Annotated in this window: 12 protein-coding genes and 1 pseudogene; 7 read left to right on the top strand and 6 right to left on the bottom strand. The window is 61.7% G+C overall.

Annotated features, from left to right (window positions below):
• Positions 1-76: 76 nt before the first annotated feature.
• The 4 genes from ACJ2A4_RS03725 to ACJ2A4_RS03740 all read right to left on the bottom strand — a co-directional run bounded on the left by ACJ2A4_RS03725 (position 77) and on the right by ACJ2A4_RS03740 (position 5,654).
• A complete protein-coding gene (locus tag ACJ2A4_RS03725) occupies positions 77-3,058 on the bottom strand; it encodes a TonB-dependent receptor domain-containing protein (RefSeq protein WP_408873666.1) in 2,982 nt (993 codons plus the stop codon).
• A 277-nt stretch (positions 3,059-3,335) separates the two neighbouring features.
• Positions 3,336-4,976 carry a chaperonin GroEL gene (groL, locus tag ACJ2A4_RS03730; RefSeq protein WP_408873667.1) on the bottom strand — a complete coding sequence of 547 codons (1,641 nt, stop codon included), beginning with the start codon at positions 4,974-4,976 and terminating at the stop codon, positions 3,336-3,338.
• A gap of 50 nt (positions 4,977-5,026) precedes the next feature.
• Complete coding sequence (gene groES / locus ACJ2A4_RS03735) at positions 5,027-5,317, bottom strand: co-chaperone GroES (protein ID WP_024717078.1); 291 nt, start codon at positions 5,315-5,317, stop codon at positions 5,027-5,029.
• Between the two features lie 130 nt (positions 5,318-5,447).
• Complete coding sequence (locus ACJ2A4_RS03740) at positions 5,448-5,654, bottom strand: DUF4169 family protein (protein WP_408873668.1); 207 nt, start codon at positions 5,652-5,654, stop codon at positions 5,448-5,450.
• Between the two features lie 42 nt (positions 5,655-5,696).
• On the opposite strand from ACJ2A4_RS03740, the gene ACJ2A4_RS03745 reads away from it, so the two are divergent.
• Genes ACJ2A4_RS03745 through ACJ2A4_RS03755 form a run of 3 tightly spaced genes read left to right on the top strand, consistent with a single transcriptional unit; the run spans position 5,697 to position 7,442 of the window.
• Complete coding sequence (locus tag ACJ2A4_RS03745; protein WP_408873669.1) at positions 5,697-6,422, top strand: dienelactone hydrolase family protein; 726 nt, start codon at positions 5,697-5,699, stop codon at positions 6,420-6,422.
• Between the two features lie 8 nt (positions 6,423-6,430).
• Positions 6,431-7,177, top strand: coding sequence for an SDR family oxidoreductase (locus ACJ2A4_RS03750; RefSeq protein ID WP_408873670.1), 747 nt, complete (start codon positions 6,431-6,433; stop codon positions 7,175-7,177).
• A gap of 1 nt (position 7,178) precedes the next feature.
• Positions 7,179-7,442, top strand: coding sequence for a hypothetical protein (locus tag ACJ2A4_RS03755; RefSeq protein ID WP_408873671.1), 264 nt, complete (start codon positions 7,179-7,181; stop codon positions 7,440-7,442).
• Positions 7,443-7,505: 63 nt separating this feature from the next.
• Here ACJ2A4_RS03755 and ACJ2A4_RS03760 read toward each other — a convergent pair whose 3' ends face one another.
• A complete protein-coding gene (locus ACJ2A4_RS03760) occupies positions 7,506-8,396 on the bottom strand; it encodes an S-methyl-5'-thioadenosine phosphorylase (RefSeq protein ID WP_062501957.1) in 891 nt (296 codons plus the stop codon).
• Positions 8,397-8,683: 287 nt separating this feature from the next.
• Between ACJ2A4_RS03760 and hemF the strand changes: the two are divergent.
• Together hemF and ACJ2A4_RS03770 are read left to right on the top strand one after the other, a co-directional pair.
• Positions 8,684-9,600, top strand: a pseudogene (gene hemF, locus ACJ2A4_RS03765) (oxygen-dependent coproporphyrinogen oxidase).
• Positions 9,597-10,679 carry a hypothetical protein gene (locus ACJ2A4_RS03770; protein WP_408873672.1) on the top strand — a complete coding sequence of 361 codons (1,083 nt, stop codon included), beginning with the start codon at positions 9,597-9,599 and terminating at the stop codon, positions 10,677-10,679. Before hemF ends, ACJ2A4_RS03770 begins: the two are co-directional and overlap by 4 nt.
• Positions 10,680-10,684: 5 nt before the next feature.
• Here the strand turns inward: ACJ2A4_RS03770 and ACJ2A4_RS03775 are convergent, their stop codons facing one another.
• The gene (locus ACJ2A4_RS03775; RefSeq protein ID WP_408873673.1) at positions 10,685-11,248 is read right to left on the bottom strand and encodes a Smr/MutS family protein; all 564 of its coding nucleotides are present in this window, start codon (positions 11,246-11,248) and stop codon (positions 10,685-10,687) included.
• 164 nt (positions 11,249-11,412) lie between these two features.
• Between ACJ2A4_RS03775 and ACJ2A4_RS03780 the strand changes: the two genes are divergently transcribed.
• A complete protein-coding gene (locus ACJ2A4_RS03780) occupies positions 11,413-11,622 on the top strand; it encodes a hypothetical protein (RefSeq protein WP_062507503.1) in 210 nt (69 codons plus the stop codon).
• A 126-nt stretch (positions 11,623-11,748) separates the two neighbouring features.
• Positions 11,749-12,939: an alpha/beta hydrolase gene (locus ACJ2A4_RS03785; RefSeq protein ID WP_408873674.1), complete on the top strand. Its 1,191-nt coding sequence runs from the start codon at positions 11,749-11,751 to the stop codon at positions 12,937-12,939.
• The last annotated feature ends 69 nt before the right edge of the window (positions 12,940-13,008 follow it).

Raw genomic sequence — 13,008 nt, forward strand, 5'->3', positions numbered from 1 at the left:
AAAAAGCCCCCGACCGCACGGGCCGGGGGCTCTTCAGGACCCCGAAAGGTCCGGACCGTCATTCAGGCTGACAGGATCAGAAGTTCAGACCTGCCTGCAGGAAGAAATAACGTCCCTGATAGAAGCTGCCATAGGTCGCACCGGCGCTGTTATCCACGCCACTGGCCACGAACGGGGGCCTCTTGTTGGTGATGTTGTTGATGCCGCTCTCGAAGTTCCACTTCTTCCAGCGATAGGCCAGCGTCAGATCCTGTTCGATCATCATCGGCGTCTTGTAACGGCCAGCCGTCGTGGAGTTCAGGAACTCGGACTGGTTGTTCCAGCGCATGCCACCGATGAACTGCACCATGTAGGTGGCCGTGAACGCACCATGGGTCCAGCCAAACGTCGCATAATCACGAACGCGCGGAATGCCATAGGACGCACTGGGATTGTTCGGACCGCCCGCATACAGCAGCGCACCGGTATAATTGGTGAACGATCCACCCGGCACCATCTGCTGCGTGTAGTTCAGCAGGTACTGGAAGTTGTTGGATACCGACAGGACATCGTGACGTGCCACACGGATGCGGTAGTCGAAATCGAAGTCCACACCGCTCTCATGCAGCGCACCCGTGTTCTGGTTTATTGCCGAAACCGTGTTGATCTGGCCATTCGACAGACGGTTGATCGTATTGCACGACGAAGGGCTGGTGCCCGTGTAGCATCCGTCCAGAATATACTGTGTCGGAAGCGCGCTGATCGTGTGGTTGACTGAGTAGTGCCAGAACTCACCGGAGATGGAGAGGTTCGGGATCCAGCGGGGCGTGATGATCGTACCGAACGTGTAGGTCCGTCCGATTTCAGGTGCCAGATGCGCATTGCCGCCACCCAGCGTCGGAACCTGACCCGTACCGGACTGATGGAACGTGAACGTGTTGATCCCCTGCTTCGCACAGGTTGCCGCAACCGCCGCCGAAGCAGCACCATACGTACCGACCTGGCCCGCATCGCACGGATCGTTGGCAAGGTTGTAGCTGAGCGACTGGCCGCCATACAGCTCATAGACGTTCGGCTGGCGATAGGACGTGCCGATCGTACCGCGGAAACGGATGTCCCGTGTCGGAGCCCAGTTGATGGACGCCTTCCAGTTCTTCGCCGTATCCGACGTCGTGCTGTAGCCCGACGCACGCCCCTGCACGTCGACCGTCAGATCCTTCGCCAGGAAGACATTCTTCAGCAGCGTTGCCTTGGCTTCCGCATAACCTTCCGTCACGTCGAAGCCACCGCTGGTCGGCAGAACCGTGTTGGTCAGGCTCTGCCCGCTGCTGATCAGTTCGTCAGGCGTGTTGGTCAGCTGCTCGCCACGATGTTCGAAGCCCAGCGCAATACCCAGATCGCCGCCGCCCTTCCAGGGCATCGTCGTCACATGGTTGTTGTTGATGCGCAGGTTCCAGTCACGAAGCTGGTAATGCGAATGCGTGTTCGTGTTGTAGTTGACGTAGGACGCAGCCTGGCTGCCCATCGTCCCGAACGGATTGCTGCACCCGAAAGACGGGCAGACCGACGGATTATAGACAAGCGCACTCGACGCGTTGGATGGGTCGGTCTGCTGCAGACCATAGGCGTTCAGCAGGTTCGTATAGGACCCGACATTCTCCGTATGGTCCGTCGACATGTTGGAACCATAGGTATACGACACGTCGTAATTCCAGCCATACGCGATCTCGCCATTCACGCCCACCTTGGCAGTGACCGTGTCAGTGGCGTTCTCGTCACGGCGATCCCCAAGCTCCGTCAGACGCTTCGTGACGTCCACGTCCTGACCGAACGGATTGTTCGGATCATTCGCCGGCACCGTCAGAACGGACGGCAGGGTGCTGGGAGGCACGGACCCGTCGAACGCCTCGGCCGCCATGTAGGTGGAGCTGGTCCGATGCGAGTACATCACATTGGAATACAGGTTGGCGTGCCGGTTGAACTCGTAGTGGAAGTCACCGGAAAGGCTGGCATTCTGAAGCTGGTTGAGCAGGCTCTGATGACGGCCGTAATCATAACGGTTGTTCGTGCCCCAGTCGCTGACCGTCTTGCCATCCGGCGCAACAGCAGCACTCAGACCCGTCGTACCGTTCTGGGCATGCGTGTAGTTCGAGTACCCTGAACCGAAGGTTTCCGGCAAGGTACCAACAGGGTTATCCGACAGCTGCACCGGGTTGGCCCAGCCACGGTCACGCTGCAGGACACCGCCCTGCGTCATGTACTGACCGAACAGCGTCAGGTTGCCCTTGTCATGATCGAAGTTCCAGCCCTTGTAGGCGGAGATCATGCCCGTATCGTTGTCGCCATGGCCGGTGATGCCACCACGGATCGTGATGTTTCCGTCCGAGAGATCATGGCGCATCTTGATGTTGATGACGCCGGACACGGCATCCGCCCCATAAAGCTCGGAACCGCCGTCTTTCAGGATTTCGACGCTGGCAATCTGCTGGACCGGCAGCGCGTTCAGATCGATACAGTTCGACTGACCGTTCAGCGTGGCGCGCTTGCCGTCGATCAGGACGAGCACGCGGTTGGAGCCGAGGTTACGGATATCGGTACAGGCCGCACCACCCGTGCCATTGGTTTCCGCGTTGTTCGATCCCGTTCCGCCGATGGACGGAATACGTGCAAAGAAGTCGCTGAGAGTTGTCGCGCCCGTCTGCTGGATCTGCTTTGCCGTCACGATCTGGACGGGGTTGGCGTTCTGGTTGTTAGAGGAGGCCAGCGCCGATCCCGTGACAACCATACGCTCGGTGCCGCCCGAAACGCTCGGGGTTTCCAGAGCAGCTGCACGGCTGCGTCGCCTTGCACCAGATGAGGTTGTGGTGACCGGCACGGCAACAGCGGAAGCCGTGGCAGGCGCAGCAGCGGTGGACGTGGAACCCTTGGCAGCTTTGGAAGCAGTCGTCTTGTGATGCACAGCCTTGTGGGCACTCTGCTCGGACTGCGTCGTGGATGCGGCGAATGCCGTCCCCGACAGGGTTCCAACTCCGAGAATTGATGCACACAGCAACAGGTGACGACGAGACGTGTTCAGCAAAGAACAAAATCCTTCAGAAGAATGATGACGTCTCTCTAAAGATCTCGAAGCGTGACTGTCACGAAAAATACATATCAGCCATGCTCTAAACGCTCACTTAGATGCAACATGTGTGAAAATCGCAACACAATACCCCGGCCCGGTTTTATCGTTGCATTTCAGTAACTAAGAAACCAAAGAAAAAGCCCCTGACCCGCAGACCAGAGGCTTTTTTGCAACATCTGGGGGCCTTCCCCGCCCCTTCCGGAGAAGGGACAGGAAAGAGACCGGACTTGGATCAGAAGTCCATGTCACCCATGCCGCCCATGCCACCCGGAGCAGCGGCCGGAGCCTTCTTCTCGGGGCGCTCGGCAACCATGGCTTCCGTCGTGATCAGCAGACCGCCAACCGAAGCGGCGTCCTGCAGGGCCGTACGCACAACCTTGGTCGGGTCGATGATACCGGCCGACACAAGATCCTTGTACTCACCCTTCTGGGCGTCGAAGCCGAAGACATAGCCGTCGTTCTCAAGCACCTTGCCTGCGATGACCGCACCGTCTTCACCGGCGTTGAACGCGATCTGGCGCAGCGGAGCCTGCAGGGCCTTGCGGACGATTTCGCCACCGACGCGCTGGTCGTCGTTGTCGAAGGTCAGACCCTTCAGAGCGGAGGATGCGCGGGCCAGAGCCGTGCCACCACCCGGAACGATGCCTTCTTCAACGGCAGCGCGGGTTGCGTGCAGGGCATCGTCAACGCGATCCTTGCGCTCCTTCACCTCGACCTCGGTGCTGCCACCGACGCGGATGACGGCAACGCCACCAGCCAGCTTGGCCAGACGCTCCTGGAGCTTCTCACGGTCGTAGTCGGACGTCGTTTCCTCGATCTGCGCACGGATCTGGTTGCAACGGCCCTTGATGTCGTCGCTGTTGCCAGCGCCTTCAACGATCGTGGTGTTTTCCTTCTCGATGTGGATCTTCTTGGCGCGACCCAGCATTTCGAGCGTGACGGATTCCAGCTTGATCCCGATGTCTTCGGAGATCACCTGACCGCCCGTCAGGATGGCGATGTCTTCCAGCATGGCCTTGCGACGGTCACCGAAGCCCGGAGCCTTGACGGCAGCGATCTTCAGGCCACCACGCAGCTTGTTCACAACCAGCGTGGCCAGTGCTTCACCATCGACGTCTTCGGCGATGATCACCAGCGGACGGCCGGACTGAACAACGCTTTCGAGAAGCGGCAGCATCGGCTGAAGCGAGGAGAGCTTCTTCTCGTGGATCAGGATGTACGGGTTGTCGAGGTCAGCCGTCATCTTCTCCGGGTTCGTCACGAAGTACGGGGAGATGTAGCCACGGTCGAACTGCATGCCCTCGACAACGTCGAGTTCCGTGTGCAGGCCCTTGGCTTCTTCCACCGTGATGACGCCTTCGGAACCGACCTTCTGCATGGCAGAAGCGATCATCTGGCCGATCTCGGTCTCGCCATTGGCGGAAATCGTGCCGACCTGGGCGATTTCTTCCGGAGACGTGATCTTCTTCGTGTTGTTCTTCAGCTCGTCAACGACAACGCCAACAGCCTTGTCGATGCCGCGCTTGAGATCCATCGGGTTCATGCCAGCGGCAACAGCCTTGGCGCCCTCACGGATGATGGCCTGGGCCAGCACGGTTGCGGTCGTGGTGCCGTCACCTGCGATGTCGTTCGTCTTGGACGCGACTTCGCGGACCATCTGGGCGCCCATGTTCTCGAACTTGTCAGCCAGTTCGATTTCCTTGGCAACCGACACACCGTCCTTGGTGATGCGCGGTGCGCCAAAGCTCTTGTCGAGAACAACGTTACGACCCTTCGGGCCGAGCGTTACCTTGACGGCATTTGCGAGGATATCAACGCCACGCAGCATACGCTCGCGGGCATCAGCGCCGAACTTTACGTCCTTGGCAGCCATAATTCTTACTCCTGAATGAGGGTCTTACGAGAGGAAACGGGGACGGCTGATCAGCCGATCACACCCATGATGTCGCTCTCTTTCATGATCAGCAGCTCTTCGCCGTCGATCTTAACCTCGGTGCCGGACCACTTGCCGAACAGCACCTTGTCACCAGCCTTGACGTCCAGAGCCACAACCTGGCCCTGCTCGTTACGGGCACCCGGGCCGACAGAAACGACTTCGCCTTCGGTCGGCTTGTCCTTGGCGGTGTCAGGAATGATGATGCCGCCGGCGGTCTTCTCTTCGCCCGTCAGGCGACGGACCACCACGCGGTCATGAAGGGGACGAAACTTCGTCATGGATCGCTCCATTTATGGCCACACCCTTGTACAAAGCAGCGTGACCGGGTTGCTGCACTCAATAACTGCAGTGCATTTTGGCACTCTCACATGGAGAGTGCCAAAGACATAGTCGCACCCACCTTCTGCGTCAAGGATTCTCGCTTTCCTCCGAGGGTGCTCCGGAAGAAAGTTTCCGCCCGTCCAGAAGCGCCTGCATCCGCTGTTTTTCAAGCGTTTCAGCCAGTTTCTGCCTCTTGGTCCGGCCGTGCAGACGGCGGTTCGCATCGGCGACCTTCGCATCCTCTACGCTCTTGCGGCGTTTGCGTTCCCGACGGAGATTGATGACGTCGCTCATGGCTCATGGCCTTCCGGGCATTACAAGACTGGATACACAGACATGAAACACAGCCCCTCGGACAACAAAACCCCTGCTTTCAGCGCTGACGGTCACATGACCAGCCTGACCGCATCCGATGGCCACAGCTTCAAGGCCTGGGAAGCCGGCTCCGCGGAGTCGCCTCTCGCCGTCATCGTCGTGCAGGAAATTTTCGGCCTCACCACCCATATCCGCAATGTCTGCAACGACTTCGCAGCCGAAGGCTTCCACGTCCTGGCCCCGGCCGTTTTCGACCGCGTCAAACCCGACGTCATTCTGGAATACACGCAGGCCGGCGTGACCGAAGGTCTGGAACTCCGCAGCAAGATCCCGTCCGAAAAGACGCTTGCCGACATCGCTGCCTGCGCAAAGGCCCTGCGCGACGCCGGCCATAAGAAAGTCGGCATCATCGGCTTCTGCTGGGGCGGTCTCCTCGCCTGGCTCACCGCGACCCGCACGCATGACGTGGATGCAGCCGTGAGCTGGTATGGCGGCAGCATCGGCAACCACGTCGAAACCGCACCGCATTGCCCGGTTGAGCTGCATTTCGGCGGCGAGGACTCCTCCATCCCCCACACCGAAATCCAAAAGATCCGCGACGCCCGCCCGGAAGTCGAGGAATACGTCTATGACGACGCCGGCCACGGCTTCGGCTGCCCTGAGCGCCCGAGCTTCAACCGCGATGCCCGTGACCTTGCCTGGTCCCGCAGCGTCGATTTCCTGAAGTCTCATCTCGAACAGAAGTGAGCCCCACCATGACCACGGACAATATCGCCGGAAAGGTCGTCCTCATCACGGGCGGCAGTTCCGGACTGGGCGAGGCCACAGCCCGTCATCTTGCCGCTCAAGGCGCAAAAGTGGCCATCGCCGCCCGCCGCCGGGACCGGCTGGACGAGATCGTCTCCGAACTCACGGCACAGGGCCAGACCGCCCGCGCCTATACGCTCGACGTCACGAAACGCTCCAAGGTGGAAGAGACCGTCGCCGCCGTCACCCGCGATTTCGGCCGTCTGGACGTTCTGGTGAACAATGCCGGCCTCATGGCCATCGCCCCCATCCAGAAGCTGATGGTCGATGAGTGGGACCGGATGATCGACATCAACATCAAGGGCGTGCTCTACGGCGTCGCCGCCGCCCTGCCGGTGTTCGAAAAGCAGAAATCCGGACACGTCATCAACCTGTCCTCCGTCGCTGGCCTGAAGGTCTTTGCTCCGGGCGGGACCGTCTATTCCGGCACGAAATTCGCCGTCCGCGCCATCAGCGAAGGCCTGCGACAGGAAGCCGGCAACACCTTCCGCGTCACCTCCATCGAGCCCGGCGCGGTCCAGAGCGAACTCAAGTCCGGAAGCGGTGACACAGACAGTCGCAAAACCGTGGAAGAGTTCTATAAGATGGCGATCCCGGCGGACTCAGTGGCCCGTGCCATTGCCTTCGCTATTTCACAGCCTGACGACGTGGACATCAACGAGATCGTCCTGCGCCCGACCAGACAGGAGTTTTAAGATGAGCAGCAATCCGCTCGAAGCCGACCCCAAGCGCGACGCCGCAATCCGCCACGAAGCGCACCTCCTGTGGGAAGCCGATGGCAAGCCGGCCTGTGGCCCCGAAGGCTATATCGAAAAGGCCACCGACCTGATCGCCATCAAGGGCGTTCCCGAAGGCACGCCAGTCAAGGATCTGCCGCCGCCGGAACTCGACGGCGTGGAAATTGACGATGCCCGCGCAGGCATCGACCTGAACGCAGACCCGAACCACAATTTCGACTGATCCCGTCAGCCGATCACGGTTCCAGCCGCGCCCGCATCATGCAGGCGCGGCACCCGCAGAGCCTCAACCCTGCTTCAGAACACGCCCTGCAACGGCATCGAGCTTGGCCACCAGTTTCGGATCACGGGCAGCAGGCGCCGTAATGATCGCATGATCCAGAGCCCGCTCGGCACTCGCATCCACCGGACGCTTCTTCCCCAGCACCGGAATGACCGCCTTCACCAGGCGACGCGCATTATCCGCATTCCCCTTCATGACCTTCACGACAGCCTCGACCGTCACGCTATCATGGTCGGAGTGCCAGCAGTCGAAATCCGTGACCATCGCAACGGTCGCGTAATTCATCTCCGCTTCACGTGCGAGCTTGGCTTCCGGCATGTTGGTCATACCCACAACCGAACAGCCCCAGGACCGGTACAACTCGCTCTCGGCGCGGGTTGAGAACTGCGGACCTTCCATCACCAGATACGTCCCGCCCCGCGTGAACGGAATCCCAAGCGTTGCAGCCTCACCCTGCACCACATCCAGCACACGCGCCGAAACCGGATCCGCCATACCGACATGCGCCACACAGCCCGTGTCGAAGAAGCTCTTCTCACGCGCAAAGCTGCGGTCGATAAACTGGTCCACCAGCACGAAATGCCCCGGCGGCAGCTCTTCCTTGAGCGAACCCACAGCCGAAAGCGACAGGATATCCGTCACCCCGGCCCGCTTGAGCGCGTCGATATTGGCGCGGAAGTTCAGACGCGACGGCGGAATGGGATGCCCCCGCCCGTGACGCGGCAGGAACACGCACTGCACGCCCTCAAACGTGCCGAACAGCAGTTCGTCCGACGGCTCGCCCCAAGGCGTTTCCACCCGGCGCCATTCCTTGTTCTCGAGTCCGTCAATGTCATACAGCCCCGAGCCACCGATCACACCGATGACGGGCTGGATTTCCTGTTCCGAAGACATGTCTGTTCCTGATTTCTGGTTGATCCGCTCGCCCGTTCTGGACCACGAGACGGCCCGACACGCAAGCCTTGCAGCCCGCAGGCCGCGCGTTGCAGCATTCAGAGAAACTTTTTCACAAAACATGGCCGTTTTTACGAAATGAAAACGTCTTTGCGCCATCGTCCCGCCACGGATGCCCGCAACGAATGAACGTCAGACATGCATCCGCCAACTGTTCGACGACGGCACGATTTGCTAGGACACTGCGCGTAACGAAGTTTTGTCCTGTATAGACGGGGGAAGAAAACATGGACCAGATCAGCCCCGGTTTCGCCGAAACCGTTCGTCCAGACGTGCCTCACGACGCCCTCAAGCAGGACGCCAAAGCCTGGTTCGAAACCCTCCGCGACCGCATCTGTGCGTCCTACGAAAAACTCGAAGACGAAGCAGCCGAAGGTGGCTCGCAGGTTCTGCGTGACCGCACGGCCCCCGGCCGTTTCGAACGCACCGCCTGGGAGCGCCCCGAAGGTGGTGCCGGTGTCATGTCCGTCATGCGCGGCAGGGTCTTCGAGAAAGTCGGCGTCAACGTCTCGACCGTCTGGGGCGAGTTCTCCCCGAATTCCGCAAGAACATTCCCGGCGCCGACGAAGACCCGCGCTTCTTCGCCACCGGCGTCTCCCTCGTCGCCCATCCGTGCAACCCGCATGTGAGCGCCGCGCATTTCAACACGCGCATGATCGTCACGACAAAAGGCTGGTTCGGTGGCGGCGGCGACATCACCCCGATGTTCCCCGAAAGTGCGGAAGCCCAGTCGGACGCCGCCTATTTCCACAAATCCTTCGAAGACGCCTGCAACCGCCACGACCCGGAGCACTATCCCCGCTTCAAGGAATGGTGTGACCGCTACTTTCACCTGCACCACCGCAACGAACCGCGTGGTCTGGGCGGCATTTTCTACGACCAGTTCTATACCGGTGACGTCGATCTGGACTTCGCCTTCACCAGAGACGTCGGCATGGCCTTCCACGACGCCTACCCGGCCGTCGTCCGCCGTCGCATGTTCACCCCCTGGACTGAAGCCGACCGCGACGCCCAGCTCATCCGCCGCGGCCGCTACGTCGAGTTCAACCTGCTGCACGACCGCGGCACGCTGTTCGGCCTGAAAACGGGCGGCAACACCGAAGCCATCCTGATGAGCATGCCGCCGGAAGTCCGCTGGCCGTGAGACTGACCCGACGTGCAGCCCTGAAGGGGCTGGCGGCTCTGACCGGAGCCGCTCCCCTCCTGAAAAACCCGGCCCGCGCTGGCACCCTGACGGATGTCCAGCTCCTTCTGGGCGGCACGCTCGCCTCCATCCCCGGCCAGTTCGCGGAACTCGCAAACGGCGCCCTGTCCCATGCGCTGGATCTGGACACGCCCCTCGAACTGACGCCCGATATCGGACAGGACGGCGTCCGCGCTGCCAATTTGTTCGACGCCAACAGCGCGCCTGATGGCAGCACGGCCCTGGTCCTGCCCGCTGCCACGCTTCTGGCATCGCTGACCGGCGATTCCCGCGTCCATTATGATTTCGGCCGCTGGACTCCCGTTCTCGTGGCCTCCACGACAACCGTCGTCATCGCGCGTACCGAACTGCACAAAACCCTGCGCAGCCGCCTGACGGGCTTCTTCCACGACCATCCCGTCCGCCTCGCAGTCTCGCGGATCGGCGGCCCGGAACTGAATGCCCTGATGGGCCTCTCCCTGCTCGGTCTGCGCCCCGTTCCCATGCCCGGCTACGTCAATTCCTCAACGGCCCTGGCTGCGCTCCATGCCGGAACAGTCGATGCCGTTCAGGTCTCGCCCTACACGCTGGACCGCCCGCTGGATGACGTCCTCGCCAACCTCCCTGAAGTTACAAGCGCCATCTATTCCACCGGCGATCTGACCGACACGCATTCGACGACCATTCCCATTTTCATGGAAGCCTACCAGCAGGCCCGGCACCGCCCGCCCGAAGGCCCGTTCTATCATGCCTGGCAGGCCGTCTCCGCCGCAGCCGACACCGCCATGGCCATCGCCCTGCCGATGCTGACATCATCCGACGTCGTCACCCGATGGAGCCATGCCTGCTCGGCCGCCGCCGCAGACTCCGGCGTACGCCGCTGGGCTGACATGCATCATTTCAAACTGGCGACGGGTGAAAATGCCGCGCCGTTCCTATCCCGGACGGTCCCCGATCTCGGCGCCACACTCGCCCTGCGCCGCTGGCTCGCCGTTAACACACCCCGCTGGCGCGAAGGGCAGGAAACCCGCCACATCTGACAGGATCAGCGGCGGCGGGTCTTCAGCAGAATGCGGACGGACCCATGATTGGCGGCATGGGGATGCACCACGGCCAGCACCATGGACCGCAGATCCCCCCGCTGAAGCCACATCGGCAGTTCACGCCGGATCAGTCCGCTGGTCTGCCCGCTCCCCAGTCCTGTCACGACCTCGACACAGCGCCAGTTCCGTACCCGTGCCCGCTGCATGAAGTCATACAGCCGCTCAAACGCCTCCTGCACAACATAACCATGCAGATCGAGCCGCGCATCGACCTTCATCTGCCCGCGTGACAGACGCTTCCAGCTCGTATCATCCAGCCCCGGCGCCCGCACCCCAACGGCAAGCTCTGCCGGCCGGGACACGGGCTTTTTCGGCTGGGCCGGAACAAAAGACCGCCGCGCCGGCAAAGGCGCAGACCGCGCAATATCCGGCATGGGCGCAGGCGGCTCGGCCTTGACCACAGGCATCATGCGTTTCGGAGCCCGCGGAGAGCGCAGCGGCTTGATGTCGCGGACCACCATCCGCCACAGGGTTGCCTCGTCCTCCCTCAGATCCCGCTTCGTCACGCCGCCCTCACTTCCTGTCTGGCCACCCCTCCCGAAAAACGGGATTCAGGCCCCGAGCATGTAACGGCTTCCGGCAGCGTTGAACAATGTTCTTTCGGGATTTCGGGACTTTCGCTGCCCTGATACGTTCACAGTCCGGGTTCCATTTCAGAAAGAACAGAACCATGAGCCATCTCTCCCAGGAAGAACGCGACAAACTTCCCGACAGCGCTTTCGGCCTCCCTGAAAAGCGCGCCTATCCAATCGACACCCGCGCCCGCGCCAGCAACGCCAAGGCCCGCGCCACACAGGAATACGAGCGCGGCCTCCTCACCGCCGAAGAACGCGACCGGATCGACAAGGCCGCCGACCGACGCCTCGCGCAGGACGACTGAACCGGAACGATCAGACCACAGGTACCATTGGAAATTCACTTGACCTTAAGGGTCATGGCGTCAGTCTCGCCAGCACCGGGCATGAGAATGCCCGGCCTGCAAAGCAAGACTGACCAAGGATTTCCCATGCCCCTGTCTCCCCTGCGTAAACTCATTCCCCTGCTTGCAGGCACGACCCTCTGCGCCGCTTCGCTCACCACTATGGCACACGCGGCCCCGTCCGGTGTCCAGAAGCCCGGAACCATCACAGCCTCGGCCCCACTTGCCGACGCTCTCGGCCTTCCGGACGCCGGACGCGCCCTGCGCATCACCTATCTTTCGACCAACGGCATCACCGGCAAGGGCCTCGTTCCCGTCACGGCCGAGATCATCCTGCCCGCGGGTCCGGCTCCGCAGGGTGGCTGGCCGATCGTCGCCTGGGCCCATGGCACCGTCGGCGTGGATGACAGCTGCGCGCCCTCTCTCAACCCGTACAGCGACCGCAACCGCACCTATCTGTCCGCCTGGATGAAGCGCGGTTTCGCCATCGTCGCCACGGATTATCAGGGCCTCGGCACACCCGGCACCCATCCCTATCTGGACACCCGCGTCGAAGCCTACAGCGTCCTCGACAGCGTCCGCGCCGCGCTCGCCAATGTCCCGGAACTGAAAAACCGGATCATGATCGTCGGTCAGTCGCAGGGAGGCGGCGCGGCCGTCGCCATAGCGTCCTACGCACCAACCTACGCGCCCGAACTGGACATCCGCGGCACCGTGGCCACCGGTGCGCCGTACGTGACGCCCGAACTGCTCGGCGGCCTGCTCAAAGCCGCGTCACAGCCCGGCGTCGGCTACAGCCCGCTGATCAATTACGTCTTCTACCTCGCTGCCGGACTGGAAGGGCGCGATCCCCATTTCCGTCCCGAACAGGCCTTCACACCCAAAGCGCTGCCCGTTTATCGCAACGCCGCCCATGAATGCCTGACTTCCCTGTCTCATCAGACGCAGGAAGCCGGTCTGACCCTGCAGAACAGCCTCCAGCCGAGTTTCCTCAAGGCCATGAGCCCGGCCCTGAAAGCCATGGCGTTCCCGACGCTCAAACTGGCCCAGCCGCTCTTCACCGGCACCGGAACGGACGACCGCGACGTGCCCCCCGCCCTTCAGCTCGGTCTGGTCAAAGCCGCCTGCGCGGCAGGCTCCACGGTCCAGGCCCATCTCTACAAGGGACTGGATCACAGCCAGGTTGTAAACGGCTCCCTGCCGGACTCCGCCACTTTCACGACAGCCGTCATGACCGGCCAGCCCGTCACTCCGCAGTGCAATCCCGTTCCCCAATAAACACCCGCAGACGCAACCCATAAAAAAAACGGCCCCGGATCACCCCGGGGCCGTTTTTCATTCATGCAG

This window comes from Gluconobacter roseus, assembly GCF_046058915.1.
GTDB lineage: Bacteria > Pseudomonadota > Alphaproteobacteria > Acetobacterales > Acetobacteraceae > Gluconobacter > Gluconobacter roseus_A.